The sequence below is a fragment of the Microbacterium sp. Marseille-Q6648 genome (assembly GCF_943181415.1).
Classification (GTDB): domain Bacteria; phylum Actinomycetota; class Actinomycetes; order Actinomycetales; family Microbacteriaceae; genus Microbacterium.
The window spans coordinates 422316-439622 of sequence record NZ_CALPBZ010000002.1; the positions used below are offsets into that span (position 1 = coordinate 422316).

General features: G+C 72.8%; 18 protein-coding genes. 7 read left to right on the top strand and 11 right to left on the bottom strand.

Annotation, left to right across the window (positions count from 1 at the left end; all coding sequences use genetic code 11):
* Nucleotides 1-94 precede the first annotated feature (94 nt).
* The 4 genes from cofG to cofC are packed head-to-tail and all read left to right on the top strand — an operon-like array spanning nucleotide 95 to nucleotide 5875.
* On the top strand, nucleotides 95-2677 hold the full coding sequence (gene cofG, locus NFR93_RS09430) for a 7,8-didemethyl-8-hydroxy-5-deazariboflavin synthase CofG (protein WP_251452424.1): 2583 nt from the start codon (nucleotides 95-97) through the stop codon (nucleotides 2675-2677).
* Nucleotides 2674-4197, top strand: coding sequence for a flavin-containing monooxygenase (locus NFR93_RS09435; RefSeq protein ID WP_251452426.1), 1524 nt, complete (start codon nucleotides 2674-2676; stop codon nucleotides 4195-4197). The genes cofG and NFR93_RS09435 overlap by 4 nt, the downstream gene beginning before the upstream one ends.
* On the top strand, nucleotides 4194-5228 hold the full coding sequence (fgd, locus tag NFR93_RS09440) for a glucose-6-phosphate dehydrogenase (coenzyme-F420) (RefSeq protein ID WP_251452429.1): 1035 nt from the start codon (nucleotides 4194-4196) through the stop codon (nucleotides 5226-5228). The genes NFR93_RS09435 and fgd overlap by 4 nt, the downstream gene beginning before the upstream one ends.
* Nucleotides 5225-5875 (top strand): 2-phospho-L-lactate guanylyltransferase, encoded by a 651-nt coding sequence (gene cofC / locus NFR93_RS09445; protein WP_251452431.1) that lies wholly within the window; start codon nucleotides 5225-5227, stop codon nucleotides 5873-5875. The genes fgd and cofC overlap by 4 nt, the downstream gene beginning before the upstream one ends.
* Here the strand turns inward: cofC and NFR93_RS09450 are convergent.
* The 7 genes from NFR93_RS09450 to NFR93_RS09480 form a co-directional block, all read right to left on the bottom strand.
* Entirely contained in the window at nucleotides 5860-6615 is a 756-nt protein-coding gene (locus tag NFR93_RS09450; RefSeq protein WP_251452433.1) for a sulfite exporter TauE/SafE family protein, read from the bottom strand. The two genes, cofC and NFR93_RS09450, sit on opposite strands and share 16 nt — an antisense overlap.
* 62 nt (nucleotides 6616-6677) lie before the next feature.
* Nucleotides 6678-7688 (bottom strand): 2-phospho-L-lactate transferase, encoded by a 1011-nt coding sequence (gene cofD / locus NFR93_RS09455; RefSeq protein ID WP_251452436.1) that lies wholly within the window; start codon nucleotides 7686-7688, stop codon nucleotides 6678-6680.
* Nucleotides 7685-8488 carry a uroporphyrinogen-III synthase gene (locus NFR93_RS09460; RefSeq protein WP_251452438.1) on the bottom strand — a complete coding sequence of 268 codons (804 nt, stop codon included), beginning with the start codon at nucleotides 8486-8488 and terminating at the stop codon, nucleotides 7685-7687. The genes cofD and NFR93_RS09460 overlap by 4 nt, the downstream gene beginning before the upstream one ends.
* A 204-nt stretch (nucleotides 8489-8692) precedes the next feature.
* Nucleotides 8693-8971, bottom strand: coding sequence for a hypothetical protein (locus NFR93_RS09465; RefSeq protein WP_251452441.1), 279 nt, complete (start codon nucleotides 8969-8971; stop codon nucleotides 8693-8695).
* The gene (locus tag NFR93_RS09470; protein ID WP_251452443.1) at nucleotides 8961-9362 is read right to left on the bottom strand and encodes a phage holin family protein; all 402 of its coding nucleotides are present in this window, start codon (nucleotides 9360-9362) and stop codon (nucleotides 8961-8963) included. The genes NFR93_RS09465 and NFR93_RS09470 overlap by 11 nt, the downstream gene beginning before the upstream one ends.
* Nucleotide 9363: 1 nt before the next feature.
* Nucleotides 9364-9756 carry a hypothetical protein gene (locus tag NFR93_RS09475; protein WP_251452446.1) on the bottom strand — a complete coding sequence of 131 codons (393 nt, stop codon included), beginning with the start codon at nucleotides 9754-9756 and terminating at the stop codon, nucleotides 9364-9366.
* Between the two features lie 101 nt (nucleotides 9757-9857).
* Complete coding sequence (locus NFR93_RS09480; protein WP_285814564.1) at nucleotides 9858-11408, bottom strand: protoporphyrinogen/coproporphyrinogen oxidase; 1551 nt, start codon at nucleotides 11406-11408, stop codon at nucleotides 9858-9860.
* A 95-nt stretch (nucleotides 11409-11503) separates the two neighbouring features.
* On the opposite strand from NFR93_RS09480, the gene NFR93_RS09485 reads away from it, so the two are divergent.
* Both NFR93_RS09485 and NFR93_RS09490 read left to right on the top strand, forming a co-directional pair.
* The gene (locus NFR93_RS09485) at nucleotides 11504-12100 is read left to right on the top strand and encodes an HhH-GPD-type base excision DNA repair protein (protein ID WP_251452448.1); all 597 of its coding nucleotides are present in this window, start codon (nucleotides 11504-11506) and stop codon (nucleotides 12098-12100) included.
* On the top strand, nucleotides 12100-12531 hold the full coding sequence (locus tag NFR93_RS09490; protein WP_251452450.1) for a DUF1801 domain-containing protein: 432 nt from the start codon (nucleotides 12100-12102) through the stop codon (nucleotides 12529-12531). The genes NFR93_RS09485 and NFR93_RS09490 overlap by 1 nt, the downstream gene beginning before the upstream one ends.
* 54 nt (nucleotides 12532-12585) lie before the next feature.
* On the opposite strand, the gene NFR93_RS09495 is transcribed toward NFR93_RS09490, so the two are convergent.
* The 4 genes from NFR93_RS09495 to NFR93_RS09510 form a co-directional block, all read right to left on the bottom strand.
* On the bottom strand, nucleotides 12586-13971 hold the full coding sequence (locus NFR93_RS09495) for a glycine--tRNA ligase (RefSeq protein WP_251452454.1): 1386 nt from the start codon (nucleotides 13969-13971) through the stop codon (nucleotides 12586-12588).
* A 126-nt stretch (nucleotides 13972-14097) separates the two neighbouring features.
* The gene (locus NFR93_RS09500) at nucleotides 14098-15009 is read right to left on the bottom strand and encodes a hypothetical protein (RefSeq protein WP_251452457.1); all 912 of its coding nucleotides are present in this window, start codon (nucleotides 15007-15009) and stop codon (nucleotides 14098-14100) included.
* 2 nt (nucleotides 15010-15011) lie between these two features.
* A complete protein-coding gene (menC, locus tag NFR93_RS09505) occupies nucleotides 15012-16145 on the bottom strand; it encodes an o-succinylbenzoate synthase (RefSeq protein WP_251452466.1) in 1134 nt (377 codons plus the stop codon).
* 33 nt (nucleotides 16146-16178) lie between these two features.
* On the bottom strand, nucleotides 16179-16328 hold the full coding sequence (locus tag NFR93_RS09510; protein WP_251452469.1) for a hypothetical protein: 150 nt from the start codon (nucleotides 16326-16328) through the stop codon (nucleotides 16179-16181).
* A gap of 120 nt (nucleotides 16329-16448) precedes the next feature.
* On the opposite strand from NFR93_RS09510, the gene NFR93_RS09515 reads away from it, so the two are divergent.
* Nucleotides 16449-17261: an SDR family oxidoreductase gene (locus NFR93_RS09515; RefSeq protein WP_251452471.1), complete on the top strand. Its 813-nt coding sequence runs from the start codon at nucleotides 16449-16451 to the stop codon at nucleotides 17259-17261.
* The last annotated feature ends 46 nt before the right edge of the window (nucleotides 17262-17307 follow it).

Here is a 17307-nt window from a genome sequence, read left to right on the forward strand (position 1 = left end):
CTGCCAGCGCGGCCGGTCCGGTGTCGGGAGGTTTGCTCACAGGAGCGCAACGATCGACGACGCCGCACCCCGATCGCGGTGCAAGACTGGTCGGATGACCCTGCTCGAAACCGCCGATGTGCAGCAGGCGGCGCTCGCAGAGGCGCTCCGTCGCGCGCACGCCGGCGAGCGACTCGACGTCGACGACGCGACGGCCCTGCTGGGTGCGACGGGCGATGACATGGAGTCGATCCTCGATGCGGCGTCGGCCGTTCGGGATGCGGGCCTCGCGGCATCCGGTCGACCCGGGGTGATCACCTACTCGCGCAAGGTCTTCGTACCGCTGACGACGCTCTGCCGCGATCGCTGCCACTACTGCGTCTTCGTCGACACACCCGGACAGCTGCTCAAGAAGCGCAAGCCCGCCTTCATGTCGCCCGAGCAGGTGCTCGCCGTCGTGCGCCAGGGCCAGGCGATGGGCTGCAAAGAGGCCCTGCTCACCCTCGGCGACCGGCCCGAGGACCGCTGGCCCGAGGCTCGCGCCTGGCTCGACGAGCACGGCTTCGCCTCGACGCTGGACTACGTCGCCCACGTCGCACGCCTGATCACCGCCGAGACCGGAATGCTCGCGCACCTGAACCCCGGCGTGATGACCGCCGACGAGCTCGCGATGCTCCGCCCCACGGCCCCGTCGATGGGCATGATGCTCGAGACCACCTCGCGCAAGCTGTTCGAGGTGCCCGGGCGGGTGCACTACGGCTCGCCCGACAAGGACCCGGCCGTCCGGCTCGCCGTTCTCGACGACGCCGGGCGCGCACGTGTGCCCTTCACCACCGGCATCCTGGTGGGGATCGGCGAGACGATCCGGGACCGGGCGGAGTCGCTCATCGCGATCCGCGACGCCCACGAACGCCACGCGGTGGACGGGCAGGGTCGCAGGCAGGGTCACCGGCAGGGTCACGTGCAAGAGGTGATCGTGCAGAACTTCCGCGCCAAGCCGCAGACGGCGATGCAGTCCGCACCCGACGCCGACACCCGCGAGTACGCCGTCGCGGTGGCCGTCGCCCGCCTCGTGATGGGCCCCGACATGCGCATCCAGGTGCCGCCGAACCTGTCGGACCCGGCGGAGTTCGCGCTGCTCGTGCGCGCCGGCGCCGACGACTGGGGCGGGGTCTCGCCGCTGACCGCCGACCACGTCAATCCCGAGCGCCCGTGGCCGCATCTGGACTACCTGGCCCGGCGCACCGCCGAGCTGGGCTTCGACCTGCGCGAGCGTCTGACCGCTCACCCCGAGTTCGTGCACGCCGCCGAGACCTGGCTCGACCCCGCCGTGCGGGGACCGGTCGCCGCGCTCGCCGACCCCGAGACGGGCCTGGCGCGCGAGTCGTCTCGTCCTTCGGGTTCTGCCGGCGACGGCGACGGCGCGCGTGACGGCGACCGGGACGGCGACGGCGAGCGCGACGGCGACCGGGACGGCGCACGGGACGGCGACGAGGCGGTGGCCGGATCACCGCGGGCGGGCGCCCCAGAGGATCACAACTCCTGCAGCGACACCACGCCCGCCGACCCCGCACCGCGGAAATCCGCGGGTGCGGGCGGCCGGAGCGGGTCAGCGCGCAGGAGTTATGATCCGTCGGGCACGCGCTCGACCCTCGAACGCGCGGCAGCCGACCCCCGCGACCTCGACGACACCGAGTGGGTCGGGCTGCTCCATGCCACCGGCGACGAGCTTGAGGCGCTGGTCGCCACCGCCGACGACGTCCGCCGCTACACGGTGGGCGAGGCGGTGACGCTCGTCGTGAACCGCAACCTCACCTCGACCGGGTTCACCACCGCGGACGTCGCGACCGGGCCCGACGCCTTCACCCTCGAAGATGCCGCCGCGATCGCGCGCGACGCCGCCGACCTGGGCGCCACAGAACTGTGCGTGCAGGGCCGCCTTCCCGAGACGGGCGAGGCCTCGGCGTACCTCGAGATCGCCCGCGCGGTCACCGCCGCGGCCCCCCGCCTCCACCTGCACGCCTACCGACCGCAGGACGTCGTCGACCTCGCCGACCGCGGGTTCGCGGGCTCGCTCGAGGCGGCGCTCGCGGCCCTGCGCGACGCCGGCGTCGACACGGTTCCCGGCACCGGTGTGAAGGTGCTCAGCGAGCGCGTCCGCGCCCTCGTCGCACCCGGCGACCTCGAGATCGACCGCTGGGTCGAGGCGATCACCGCCGCGCACCGGGCGGGCTTCCGCTCGACGTCCGTGCTGTTCTACGGCCACGTCGAGACCGCCGTCGAGCGCGTCGCGCACCTGCGTCGACTCCGCGAGATCCAGGACGCCACCGGCGGCTTCACCGAGTTCGTGCCCATCCCCCTGCCCGGTCCGGCGGGTGGCGTGCCGCTCGTGGCGGATCGCCGCGACATCGACGAGCACCGAGCGATGGTGGCGGTGTCGCGCCTCATGCTGTCGGGCAGCATCCCGCACATCCAGATCCCCTGGACGCGCGTCGGCCGCACCGCCGCCGCGACGCTCCTGCAGGCGGGCGGCGACGACCTGGGCGGCGCGCTGCTGGACGGCCGCGTGAAGCCCGAGGCCGGCATCGAGCACGGTCAGGAGCTTCCGGCGACGGATGCCGCAGCCCTCACGGCGCGACTCTTCCGGCCCTTCCGCCTGCGCACCACCGACTACCGCGATGCCGGGGGGCGGTCGTGACCTCACCTCGCGGATCGGCGGGACACCGGCCCACCGTCGACGCCACTCACAGCGAGATCGTCATCGTCGGGGCAGGATTCGCCGGCCTCGGCATGGCGATCGCCCTGCGGCGCGCGGGCCGGGACGACGTCGTCATCCTCGAGCGCGCCCCGTCGATCGGCGGCACCTGGCGGGACAACACGTACCCGGGTGTGGCGTGCGACGTGCCGGCCCACCTCTACGGGTTCGCCAGCCACCCCAACCCGGAGTGGTCCGGTCTCTTCGCCCGCGGCGACGAGATCCGCCGTTACCTCGAGACCGTCGCGGAGCGGGAGGGCGTGCACGACCGCCTTCGGCTGTCGACGGCTCTCACGTGCGCGCGATGGGACGCCGACGCCGATCTGTGGCGGCTCGAGACGTCGCGCGGGGCCCTCACCGCCGACGTCCTCGTCCTGGCGTGCGGGCGTCTCACCGAGCCGTCGATTCCTGACATCTCGGGTCTGGAGTCCTTCCCGGGGCCCATCTTCCACTCCTCGAGATGGGACCACGGCACCGACCTGAAGGGCGCCCGCGTGGCCGTCGTCGGCACCGGCGCGAGCGCCGTGCAGCTGGTGCCGGAGCTCGCCCGCACCGCGCGCCACGTGACGCTGTTCCAGCGCACGCCCGCATGGATCGTGCCGCGCGGCGAGCGCGCGTACACCGAGACCGAACGAGAGCGCTTCGCCACCCAGCCCGGAGAGCTCGCGCGCCTCCGCGCCGACCTGTACGCCGAGGGCGAGGCCCGCTTCGCCTCGCGATCGGGGGATGCCGCAGCCGCCGCCGCGGCGCGCGCCACGGCCCTGGCTCACCTGCACGCGCAGGTGGCCGATCCCGCGCTTCGCGCCGCCCTGACTCCGGACTACGCGTTCGGCTGCAAGCGGGTGCTGCTCTCGGACGAGTTCTACCCGGCGCTGGCCTCCCCGACCGTGACGCTGGAGGCCGCGGCGCTGGACACGGTCGAGGGCTCCACGCTCGTCTCTGCGGCGGGCGGTCGCCACGACGTGGACGCCCTCGTGCTGGCGACGGGATTCGCCACGACCCGCCAGCCGTACGCGGACCTGGTGGTGGGCGAGGCGGGAACGACTCTGGCCGAGCACTGGTCGCACGGGATGACCTCGTTCGGATCGACAGTCGTGGCCGGTTTCCCGAACCTGTTCGTCCTCGACGGCCCGAACGCCGCTCTGGGCCACAATTCGTCCGTGCTGATGATCGAGGAGCAGGCCGCGTACGCCGTCCGATGCCTCGTGCACCGTGACCGCTCGGGCGCTCCACTGCGCCTCGACCCGGCGGCCGAGGCCGCCTACACCGACGAGATCGCGCACGCCGCGGCATCCACCCCCTGGATGACCGGCGGCTGCCGCAACTGGTACGTCGACGAACGGTCGGGCAGGCTCACCCTGCTGTGGCCGGGCACCGTCGACGCCTTCCGCGCACGCCTGGCGCGTGCCGACGGATCCGAGTTCGCGCTCGCTCCCGCGAGCGCCGAGAAGGGAGCATCATGACCGATTCCCCGACGCACCAGGGCCTGCCCCTCCGGTTCGGGTACAAGGCTTCGGCCGAGCAGTTCGGGCCCACCGAGCTGCTCGACTTCGCGATCCTGGCCGAGGAGGTCGGGTTCGACTCGGTCTTCGTGTCGGACCACCTGCAGCCGTGGCTGCACGAGGGCGGGCATGCGCCGGCATCCGTGCCGTGGCTCGGCGCGCTCGGCGCGCGCACCTCGCGCGTGGCGATCGGGACGTCGGTGCTGACGCCCACCTTCCGCTACAACCCCACCGTCGTCGCGCAGGACTTCGCGACGCTGGGGGTGATGTACCCGGGCCGGGTCATCCTCGGCGTCGGCACGGGTGAGGCGCTCAACGAGGCCAACCTCGGGATCGCGTGGCCCGACCCGCCGGAGCGGTTCCAGCGCCTGAAAGAGGCGATCGGGCTCATCCGCCGCCTGTGGAGCGAGGACCGCGTCAACTTCGACGGCACGTACTACACCGCCCGCAACATCACCATCTACGACAAGCTCGACCAGCCCGTCCCGATCTACATCGGCGCCGCCGGCCCCGCGGCGACGCGGCTGGCGGGCAGGATCGCCGACGGCTTCATCACCACCAGCGGCAAGAAGCGCGAGCTGTACACCGACACGCTGCTGCCGGCCCTGCACGAGGGGCTCGAGAAGGCCGGACGCTCGCCCGCCGACATCGACACCCTCATGGAGATCAAGGTGTCGCTGGACGAGACCATCGAAGCGGCGAAGGAGAAGACGCGGTTCTGGGCGCCGCTCGCCCTCAGCCCCGACGAGAAGATGGGCGTCGACGACCCGCTCGAGATGCAGCGCCTCGGCGAGGAGCTGCCGATCGAGCGCGCCGCGTCGCGGTTCATCGTGTCGGACGATCCCGACGAGCACGTCGAGCGCATCGCGTGGTACGTCGAGCTCGGCTTCCGCCACCTCGTCTTCCACGACCCCGGGCACGACCAGGAGACGTTCCTGCGCCGGTACGGCACCGAGATCCTGCCGCGGCTGCGGGAGCGGTTCGGCGCGTGACGGGAGGGTGGGCCGTCGTCGTCCCGGTGAAGTCCCCGGCAGTCGGCAAGTCCCGCCTGGACGTGCCGGGGATCGACCGGGCCACGCTGGCCCGCGCGATCGCGCTCGACACCATCGAGGCGGCGGCGGCGTGCGCCGAGGTCGCCCAGGTCTTCGTCGTGACCGACGACCCCGCTGTCATCGTCGGCGCGCATGACATCCCGGGGCTCCGCTTCGTTCCCGAAGAGGAGCCGCGCGGCCTGAACGCCGCGATCGCGCTCGGGGCGGACGCCGCCGGCGAGCGGATGCCGCGCGCGGCACTGCTGGGGGACCTGCCGTCGCTGCGGCCGGACGACCTGGCCGACGCGCTCGTGCGGGCGGGCCGGGTCGATCGCGGGGTGGTGGCCGATGCCGAGGGCTCCGGATCGACCCTCGTCACCGCGCGCGAGGGGGTGCCGTGGCGGGCGGAGTTCGGACCGGACTCCCACGCGCGGCACATCGCACTGGGCTGCGTCGGCCTCGATGTGTCCGACGGGTCGACCCTCCGTCGCGATGTCGACACCGCCGAGCAGCTGGGCGAGGCGGCGGCGCACGGGCTCGGGCGCCGCACGGCCGCCCTCGCGGCGCCGCCGGTCACAGATGCGGGCGACGGTCAGATCAGCAGGTAGACCGCGCCGACGATCGTGAAGACGATGACCAGGCGCTCGAACAGCGCCTGGTCGATGCGGTCGGCGATCCACCGGCCGCCGAGGGCGCCGGCGATCACGAGGGGCACGAGCACGAGATCGAGCAGCACGCCGGGGACGGTGATGAGCCCCAGGCCGATGGAGAACGGCACCTTGGAGAGGTTGACCAGCGCGAAGAACCACGCGGCGGTTCCCAGGAACTGCTTCACCGAGAACCGCGCGGCGAGGAAGTACATCGACATCACCGGCCCCGCGGCGTTGGCGACCATGGTCGTGAAGCCGCCCAGCGAGCCGTAGGTCGCCGCCGCCACCGGGTGCGGCGCGGCGTCGGCCACGGCGGGCGCCATCCGTCTCCGCAGCAGCGTGATGGCGATGACCACCAGCAGGATGACGCCGATCACCCGCTTGACCCCGGCGTCGTCGGCGAAGGCGAGGAACACCACCCCGAGGCCGAGTCCGACGATCACCGCGGGCGCCAGCCGCAGCAGCGCCCGCCAGTCGGCGTGCCGTCGGTAGGCCAGCACCGCGAAGACGTCGGCGACGATGAGCAGCAGCAGGAGGGTGCCGGTCGACTGCCGAGCCGGAAGAACGGCGGCGAAGATCGCCACCGCGATCGTCGTGGCGCCAGGGACGGCCGTCTTGCCGAGACCGACGATCACCGCCGCGACCGCGAGCAGGACCCACGCGAGAGGCCCCAGGTCGGGGAGCAGGCCGGATTCCATCACACGCCGGCTCCCATCACACGCCGGCCCATCACACGTCGGCTCATCACACCGCGGCTCCCTCAGACGCCGGCGGTCGCGAGAGCGCGCTCGGCGAGCGCCGCGGCCGCGTCGGCGTCCGTCATCCACAGCGGGGCGACGACCGAGCGGATGCCGGAGCCTGCCACCTCGGCAGCCGACGCGGCGTCTTCCTCAGCCAGCAGCCACGCGTCCAGCAACCCGCCGTCCCCGCGCGGTCGGTAGTGCGCCGCGACGGCCGCCGCGGAGGTCTCGACGCCGATCGCGGTGAGGCAGACGTCCGCCATGCCGCGGACGACGCGGCCGCCGATGATGGGCGAGACACCGACCACGGGCGCCGCTGCGGCGCGCAGGGCGTCTCGGATGCCGGGGACGGCGAGGATGGGACCGATCGATACGACGGGGTTCGACGGTGCGATCAGCACGACATCGGCCTCCGCGAGCGCCTCGACGACGCCGGGAGCGGGGGCGGCGCCCTCGACCCCCGGGTTGTCGAAGCGGACGGGCTGGAGCTGCGCGCGGTGGCGCGTCCACCACTCCTGGAAGTGCAGATGGCGCGTCACCTGGCCGTCGCGGACCGTCACGCGGGTGTCGACCTCCGCGTCGGTCATCGGCAGCAGCCGTGCGCCGAGCGGCCAGCGTTCCGCGAGTCGCGCGACCACCTCGGTGGGCGTCGCGCCTTCGCGGAGCCACCCGGTGCGGGCGAGATGCGTGCCGAGATCGAGGTCGCCGAGGGTGAACCACGGCCACCCCGCGCCCCACTCCTGCAGCTCGTGGTTGACCCGCTCGGTGTCGCCCACGCGTCCCCAGCCGCGCTGGGTGTCGTTGACGCCCGCGAGCGCGTAGAGGATGGAGTCCACGTCGGGCTGCAATCGCACGCCCGACAGCCACAGGTCGTCGCCGGTGTTGACGACCACCGTGAGCACCGCCGCGGTGTCGGCCACGCCCCTCGCCCGCAGCGCCCCGCGGACGCCGCCCACGAAGCGCGAACCGCCGACCCCGCCGGCCAGCACGACGATCCGCGGCCCGATGCCGGCGGTGCCCGCCGCGATCACAGGGCGAATTCGTCCGTGGCGTGGGGAAGCGCGAAGCGCGCGACGGCGTCGATGAGGGCGTCGACCGTCTGCTGCGGCGCGACCACGTCGACGCCGAGGCCCGTCTTGGCGGCGTCTTTCGCGGTGCGCGGTCCGATGGCGGCGACCAGCGTCGTCTCGGGGATGTGGTCGAACTGCGCGCGCACCTGCTCGGCGACCGAGCCGCTCGTGACGAGGATCGCGTTGATGCGACCCGAGCGGACGTCCTCGGCGATGCGCTCGGTGACCGGAACGCCGACCGTGCGGTAGGCCACGACACTGCGGACGCGGTGCCCCGCCTCGGTCAGCCGGTTGGTGAGGACGGGCTTGGCGATCTCACTGCGGAGGGTGAGGATGCTGCGGGGTTCGGGCTCCAGGGCGATGAGCTGCTCGGCCATGCCGCCGGCGGAGTTGTCGCGCTCGGGGACGAGATCGACGCGGTAGCCGACCGCCTGCAGGGCCGCCGCGGTGGTCTCTCCCACGGCGGCCACCTTGGTGCCGGTGGGGATCACGGCGCGATACGCATAGAGGACGTCGACCGTGGTCGCGCTGGTCACCGTGAGCCAGTCGAACGCGCCGGCACCGAGATCGGCGATGGCCCGCTCGAGAGTCGCCTGGTCGGTCGAAGGGGCGAAGTTGATGAGCGGGGCGATCACCGGGGTGGCGCCCTGCCGTCGCAGCGACGCGGCGACGCCGTCGCCCCACGGTCCCCCGCGCGGCACCAGCACCCGCCACCCCTTGAGGGGCTTGGGTGCGGTGTGTGCGGGTGATGTGTTGTTCATGGGGTGTGACTCTCGTGGTGCATTTCGGCCACCCCTGACGTTCGAGCAGCCGAAGCGCGGGATTCCGGGTCGCGCGCTCAGCAGCATCCGCACCGTTGCACTGCCTGTGAAACCGAGCATACCCCCGCTGATCTGCCGTTCGTCCAGGCCCCCTCCGTCACCGGGGGGAGCCTGCGACCGCGGCGAGGGGCGTGTCGGTGCCTGTCAGCGCGCGGCGAGGCGGACGATTCCCCACACCGCGGCGCCGATTCCGGCCGCCACGACGACGGCCGCGGCCGCGGCGCCCTGGGGGCTGCGATCGGCGAAGGCGCGGGCCTTGACGATGCCGCGATCCAGGGCGATGCCGGCCCGCTTGGGCAGGTTCGCCTTCTCCTCGATGGCCGCGAGCGCGGCCTTGAGCTCGGCGCGCGCCTTCTCGACCGGGTCGGTGATGCCGATCGGGACGGCGGTGCGGGGCATGGTCACGCGCGTGTCAATACTCACCGCGCACCTCCTTCACATCGTGTGCGATCGCCTGCGCGGGGTTGGTGCGCTTGGCGAGACGTTTGAACCGCATGATCCCGAACAGCGCGAGGATCACGGTGACCAGCAGCATCACGAAGAAGACGACGAGGGCGGACAGCCAGACGGGCCACCACGACGACAGCCCCGCGATGACGAAGGCGCCGAGTGCCGGAATCGACCAGAACAGCACGAACAGGGCGGCGATCATCCAGATCGCCCCCCAGCCGCCGTCCTTCGCGGTGCGCGCCAGCCAGACCTTCGCCGAGTCGATCTCGGCCGTGACGAGATTGCGGACGAGTTCGGGGATCTCGCCGACGAGGGTCAGCAGACCGTCATCGGCGCGATCGCGGAAGCCACGAGGCGTCGTCATGTCAGGCCTCGCTGCGCTCGCGGGCCTCGTCGGCGGCCTTCTTCGCCTTCTCTGCGGCCTTGGTGGCGGCCGCGGTGGTCTCGTCGGCGGCGCGATCGAGGTCGTCTGCCGCCGCCTTGCTCGCCTTCACGGCGGCGTCGACACGCTGACCGGGGGTGCCTTTGCCTGCGGCGGCCTTCGAGACCTTGACGGCCGAGTCCCACAGCGTGCTGGGCAGTGCCATCGCGCTGGATTTCGCGAACTCGCTGACCTTGGCCACCTGGTCCTGCACGGGTTCGGTGTTCCAGACCTTCATCCACTGGGTCTTGATCTGCTCGTACCGCTCTTTGCCGGCACGCGAGCCGAGGACGTATCCCACGGCGATTCCGATCACAAGTCCTGCTTTGCCCCTCATGGGGTGCTCCTCCCGCTCGGTGGTGCGCCTGTTGGTGGTCCCAGGTTAGCCGTGCATGCCGATCCGGGTATCCACCCTTGACATTCGGGTGCGGATGCCGATCATTCCGCGGGCGGCCCGGTCCACAGCGTCGCCCGCCGTACCCGGTCGGCCTCGGTCATGGCGTCGCGCACGACGTCGGCCGGATCGCTCCCCGAGAGCCACGCCCCGACCGCGGCCACACCGTCGGAGCCGGCGATCGCGGTGCGGATCGCCGCCGTCTCAGCTGCGTGGCCGAGGGCGGACGACGGTCGCTCGACGGCGGACGTCGTCCGGGTCGATGCGAGCACCCGCAGCTCGGCGGTGGCCACGCCCAGCAGCGCGGACGCCTCGGACACCGCGAGTGCTCGCGCCTGGTCGTCGGTGAGCCCCGTCGTGGCGGGCTCGGTCTCGCCGCCGCCGAAGCGCACGCGGACGACGTGCCGGCCCGGTCCGGCCGCATCTGCCAGCCACCCCCAGCGCGCGGTCTCATGACTGACCGCAGCCGCCGGTCCGGTCCCTGGGATCCGCACGACGCGTGCGCCGCGCGGGTGGGTGTCGAGGGTCGCCGCCGAGATCGCGAGCGTCACCGTCTCGACGACTCCGGGAGTCTCGCGCGGCGCCGCGTCCAGCTCCGCGACATGGGCGGCGAGCAGCATCCGTGCCTCGCGTGCGCCCACGGCCACGATGACCGCGTCGGCGTCGATGACCGCGGGGACCTCGTCCGGGCGTGCGGGGCCGGGGCCCCCGGGGTCGGCGTCCGCGGGGTCGGCGCCCGCGGGGGGCGCGGTCGCATCAGGGGTCGCGGCGGGCGCCTCGGACTCCACGGTCACGCGCCAGCCGCCGTCGCCGGCGGTGAGGGCGACCGCGCGCGTGCGGCGGCGCACCTCGACGTCGAGGTCGCCGAGGCGATGCTCGAGCGCGGCCGTGAGGCGCGGCATCCCGCCGTCGAGCCCGGCCGGCTGCAGAGCCTCGTCCGTCGCCAGCAGCTCGGCGACCGCGCCGCCGAGGGATCCGGTGCGGGTGAGGGCGGTGTTGAGGCCGGGCGCGAGGGCGTCGACATCGAGTTCGTCCGGTCCGACGCCGAGCGTGCCGACGCTCAGCGGAGCCACCATGCGGTCGAGCACGCGGTCGCCCATGCGGGTGCGCACCAGCCGGGCGAGGTTGCGCTCCACGCCGATGGTCAGCGGGGGCCGAAGACGGTCGAGGTACGCGCGCCACGCGCCGCCCCAGCCGATGATCGCCCGTACGTCGTCGGCCCACGGATTGGCGGGGATGCCCCGCACGGTCGCGGCGGGCAGCTTCGCCGCGCCCTGGGGAAGGCCCGCGATCCAGGTCTCGTCGGTGCGCGGGGCCACCACGTGCGCGCCCAGGCCGAGGTCATCGACGAGCGCGCGCATCGTCTCGGTGGCGGAGTGATCCAGGGGCCCTGTCGGGAGGGGGAATCCGTCGGCCTCGTACGGCTGGATCGCGCCGCCCAGCGTCTCGGACTGCTCGAGGAGGGTGACGCGGATCCCCACCTTCGCGCACTCGAGGGCGGCGACGAGCCCGGCGAGGCCGCCGCCGATCACCACGATGCGACGGTGGTGGGCATGCGCGACCAGATCGGAGAGGGGTGAGGGTGCGTCGACCACGTCTCCATCCTCGCACCGCCGCGGTTCGCGCGCCGTTCGAGCGGGAGCCCGCAACGGGCGGGCGCGCGCGAGCCGGCGGTGGCAGGATGGGCGCCATGACGCTGCACATCACCGGCGACGACGCCGCCGATCGCCTGCTCTCCGACGATCCTCTGGCCCTGCTGATCGGGATGCTGCTCGACCAGCAGGTCGCGATGGAGACCGCGTTCGCCGGACCTCTCAAGATCGCCGAGCGCGCCGGCACCCTCGACGCCGCGGCCCTGGCCACGTTCGATCCCGACGCGTTCGCGGAGCTGTTCAGCGCGACGCCCGCAGTGCACCGCTACCCCGGCTCCATGGCCGGGCGCGTACAGGCCCTGTGCCGGACGGTCGACGAGGAGTGGGGCGGCGACGCGGCCGCCATCTGGAAGCGGGACGACCCCGACGGCGCGACGGTGCTCAAGCGGTTGAAAGCGCTGCCGGGGTTCGGCGAGCAGAAGGCCAGGATCTTTTTGGCGCTCCTCGGCAAGCAGTACGGCTTCGCCGGGGCCGGCTGGCGCGAGGCGGCGGGCTCGTACGGCGATGAAGGATCGTTCCGCTCGGTCGCCGACATCACCTCGCCCGAGTCCTTGACGAAGGTGCGCGAGCACAAGCGCGAGATGAAGGCCCAGGCCAAGGCGGCGAAGTCCTCGTCCGGGGGCGGAGGCGTCTGATGCAGAAGACCGGCGGAAGCGTCGCCGCCTTCGTGGCAGGCGTCACTCCGGCCAAGCGTCGCCGCGATGCCGAGACGATGCTGGCCCTGCTGTCCGAGATCACCGGGCGCGAGCCGGAGCTGTGGGGCACGATCATCGGGTTCGGGTCGTGTCACTACGTCTATCCCACCGGCAACGAGGGCGACATCCCGGTCACCGCGTTCGCGCCCCGCAAGCAGGCCACCACCGTCTACCTCATCCCCGGCTTCGCCGAGCGCACGCAGGAGCTCGCCCGGCTCGGGCCGCACACGACCGGGGCCGGATGCCTCTACCTGAAGGACCTCGAAGCGGTGGACCTCGAGGTCCTGCGCGGCATCATCGCCGAGTCCGAGCGCGCGGTGCGCAGCGGGACGGGGTGGGAGGGCGTGACGGTCACGCTCACCGACGGCTGAGCCGCGGCATCCTCTTCTCCCACGCCGGACGGTGTGTCTCCGCGGCGGCGCGGGTCAGGCGCCGCGGAGGCGCTCCGACAGATACGCCTTCAGGTTCTCGAGGGGCACGCGCTCCTGGGCCATCGTGTCTCGATCGCGCACGGTGACGGCGCGGTCGTCGAGCGAGTCGAAGTCGACGGTGACGCAGAAGGGCGTGCCGATCTCGTCCTGGCGACGGTAGCGGCGGCCGATGGCGCCGGCGTCGTCGAAGTCGATGTTCCAGTCGCCGCGCAGCGAGTCGGCGACCTCGCGCGCCAGCGGCGAGAGCCGCTCGTTGCGCGAGAGCGGCAGGATCGCCGCCTTCACCGGAGCCAGGCGCGGGTCGAGCCCCAGCACCGTGCGGGTGTCCGTGCCGCCCTTGGCGTTGGGCGCCTCTTCCTCGCGGTAGGCGTCGACGAGGAACGCCATCATGGCGCGCGTGAGACCGAACGAGGGCTCGATGACGTACGGGATGTAGGTCGAGTTCGACGCCTGATCGAAGTACGACAGCTTCTGACCCGAGGCCTCGGTGTGGCTGCCGAGGTCGTAGTCGGTGCGGTTGGCGATGCCCATCAGCTCGCCCCACTCCTTGCCGGGGAAGCCGAACCGGTACTCCACGTCGATCGTGCCGGCGGAGTAGTGGGCGCGCTCGTCCTCGGGCACGTCGAAGCGGCGCATGTTGGCCGGATCGATCCCGAGGTCGGTGAACCAGTTCCAGCAGTCCTCGACCCACGCGCCGAACCAGTGGTCCGCCTCGGCGGGCGGGGTGAAGTACTCGATCTCCATCTGCTCGAACTCGCGGGTGCGGAAGATGAAGTTGCCGGGCGTGATCTCGTTGCGGAACGCCTTGCCGACCTGGCCGATGCCGAAGGGGGGCTTCTTGCGCGACGCGGTGAGCACGTTGGCGAAGTTGACGAAGATGCCCTGCGCGGTCTCGGGACGCAGGTAGTGCAGTCCCGACTCGTCGTCGACGACGCCGAGATAGGTCTTCACCAGGCCCGAGAACGCCTTGGGCTCGGTGTACTGACCCTTCGTGCCGCAGTTGGGGCAGGGCACGTCGGCCAGGCCGTTCTCAGCCGGGCGACCCTTCCGGGCTTCGAAGTCCTCGATGAGGTTGTCGGCGCGGAACCGCTTGTGGCACTGCAGGCACTCCACCAGCGGATCGGTGAAGGTCGCGACGTGGCCCGAGGCCTCCCACACGCGCTTGGGGAGGATCACCGAGGAGTCCAGGCCCACCATGTCGCCGCGGCCTCGGACGAACGTCTGCCACCACTGGCGGCGGATGTTCTCCTTCAGCTCGGTGCCGAGGGGGCCGTAGTCCCACGCAGAGCGGGAACCGCCGTAGATCTCACCGGCCTGGAACACGAACCCGCGGTGACGGGCGAGGGCGATGACTTTGTCGAGGCGGGACTGCTCGGCCACGGTGGCTCCAATGGTCGGGTGAGGGGGTGCGGAATCGCAGAAAGCCGGGAGTCCCGGCATCCGTCGATTCTAGATGAGCGGATGCCGCCCCTCACGCCCGCCGGCCACGGTGCCTGCCGCGTCCGGTCAGCCTGAGCCGAAGCCGCACCAGTGCGCGACCCAGGTCAGGATGCGGCCGCGCAGGGCGTCGCCGACGAACAGCTCGATCTCGCCGGGCTCGTCGTCCACGATCACGCGCACGTCGAAGATGGTGCCGCGCTTGTCCTCCTGCACGGCGTGCGGGTCGCAGCGGGACGGCACGAGCGGCAGGTCGACGTCGACGGCCTCCCCGGACCCGCGGACCACCAGGTCGAGCGGATAGGCCCCGTCCGCGGTGTCGGCGTCGAACGAGAGCAGATTGGTGGGCTGCACGGCGGCGATGACGACCTCCTCGGCGGCTCCGCCACCCGCGGCTCCCCCGTCCGCGGGGTCGACCCGCAGGCGCAGCGTCGCGGGCTCGCCCGGCGACGACGGCTCGAAGCCGGTGAACGAGAGTGCGGCCGCCGCGGCCAGGCGCTTCGCGCGGCACTCCCGCTCGTGCAGCGGTCCGACGAACCCGAGCGGGTCGTCGGCGGCGAGAGTGACCACCTCGCTGTGCGCGCCGACGGTCAACTCCAGGTGGACGGTCGGCTCCCCCGCGGCGGACGCCCCACACGCCACCGCCGGCAGCTGCACGCGGATGTCGACGCGGCCGCCCGCGACGACGTCGCTCGCGCGTCCCTCCACCACGCGCCCCGCCTCGCCGTCGAAGCGCGGATCGACGACGATGACGTCGCCGATGGTCACGGATTCGTCCGACCCGTTCACGATCTGCACCTGCGCCTGACGGGACGCCACGTCGCCGCGCAGCTGCACGAGCGACACGTCGATTCCCTCGACGATGCTCGCGACGATGTCGTCAGCTCGGCTCGCGGGCGCGGCCTGCTGCGACACGGCGCACCCGGCCGTCATCCCGGCGGCGAGCGCGAGGGCGGCGACGGCGGCGAGCGCGCGGCGCATGCCTACCTCCGCAGCACCTCGCGCGCGACGGTGACGTCGTCGAGCGCGACCGGGTCGATCTCGACCCCGATGCCGTGGCCGAGGGGGACGCGCACGTGGCCGTCCTCGAGCACGGCCGGCTCGGTGACGATGTCGCGCGTGTAGAAGCGACTCGACGCCGAGATGTCCCCCGGCAGGGTGAACCCGGGGAGCGCGGCGAGCGCCGCGTTCGCGGCACGCCCGATCCCCGTCTCGAGCATGCCGCCGCACCACACCGGGATGCCGGCCTCGCGGCACACGTCATGGATGGCAACGGCCTCGAGATACCCGCCGACCCGGCCCGCCTTCACGTTGATCACGCTCGTCGCCCCGAGCGCCAGGGCATCGACGGCGGCCTTGCGCGACGTGATCGACTCGTCGAGGCACACCGGCGTGCGCAGGTGCTGCGCGAGGGCGGCGTGATCGACGATGTCGTCCTCCTGCAGCGGCTGCTCGATCAGCAGCAGGTCGAACCGGTCGAGTTCGGCCAGCGTGTCGATGTCGGCGAGCGTGTACGCGGAGTTGGCGTCGACCTGCAGCGGGATCCCGCCGAACGCCTCGCGCACCGCCGCGGTGTCGCCCACGTCGCGCCCCGGCTTGATCTTGATCTTGATGCGCGCATAGCCCTCGTCGAGGTACCCGCGCACGGTCTCGACGAGCGCGGCGGGATCCCGCTGGAGTCCGACGGACACTCCGCTCGGCACGCGGTCGCGGACCGCCCCGAGGTAGTCGGCAAGCGACCGGGACTCCGCCCGCAGCGCCGCGTCGAGGACCGCCAGCTCGAGCCCGGCCTTGACCATGCGGTGGCCCTTGAAGGGTTCGAGCACGGCCGCCACACGCTCGGGAGCGAGGGGACCGGCATCCAGGAGCGCGGGGGTCAGCCATCTCAGCGCGACGTCCCACGCCCCCTGCGTGTACTCGCTGGAGTACAGCGGCGCGGCGCCCGTGACGATCTCGCCCCACCCGTCCCCGTCGGCCGTCAGGGCCCGCACCACGATCACCTCGCGGACGGTCTCGGTGCCGAACGACGTGGTGAACGGCGAGACGAGCGGCAGATGCAGCACGCGCAGCTCGACCCCCTGGAGGGCGATGGGTGCCGCGGGCCGGGCGATGGGCATGCGCTCAGGCTACGCCCGCGCCGCGCCGTCGTCTCAGTGCACCAGGCGGCGAGCGGCCGGTTCCCGCAGCACCGCGACGTAGGTCGTCCGGGCGAGCCGCGGACGACGGCGGCGCGGAACCGAGACACGGTCGCGCCGGGGCCCGGTCAGTGCGGCGATCAGGACTTCGATGTGCTCACGCATGGTTCCTCCTCGGTCATGACAGAAGAGGCCGGGTCCGTCCCGCTGATACATCCGCTAGCCATCGGATGCGCGATGCGCAACCCCGTGAGCGGCGTGGCGGCGCCGACGTAACGTCGGGGCATGGAGACCTACGACTTCGCCCCGCGCCGCGCCATCGTCACCGCATCGGACTCGGGGATCGGCCGCGCGACCGCTCTCGCGCTGGCCGACGCCGGGCTCGACGTCGGCATCACCTGGCACTCCGACGAGGAGGGCGCCGAGGGCACCGCGGAGGCGGTCCGCGAGCGCGGGCGCCGCGCCGAGGTGACGCGCTTCGACGCCACCGACCTCGCGCGCGTCGGACCGACGATCGACGACCTCGCCGAGCGCCTCGGCGGGCTCGACGTTTTCGTGAACAACGCCGGCGGCGGTTCGGGCGGCCCGTTCCTCGACCTCACGATCGACGACTGGCGCAAGGACGTGAGCCTGAACCTCGACGGAGCTTTCGCGGGGCTGCACGCCGCCGCCACGCGCATGGTCGCCGCGGGCCGCGGCGGCCGGCTGATCGCCGTCACGAGCGTCCACGAGACCGCGCCCCGCGTCGGGTCCGCCGCGTACGTCGCGGCCAAGCACGGTCTCGGCGGGCTCATCAAGACGATGGCGCAGGAACTCGGCGAGCACGGCATCACGGCCAACGCCGTCGGCCCCGGCGAGATCGCGACCCCGCTCAACGACATGGACTCGGGCGACGTCGAAGACACCCACCGCCCCGGCATCCCGCTCGGCCGTCCGGGCAAGGCCGAGGAGGTCGCCGCGGTGATCGCGTTCCTCGCCTCGCCCGCCTCGAGCTACGTCACCGGAGCCAGCTGGACCGTCGACGGAGGGATGCTGCAGATGGGGCCGCAGGCCGGCTCGCACCTCACGAGCGACGACTGGCGCCGCGCCGGCGACTGACCCGCCGGGCTCAGCGCCGGATCCGGCCGGCCGGGCACCGCGGCGT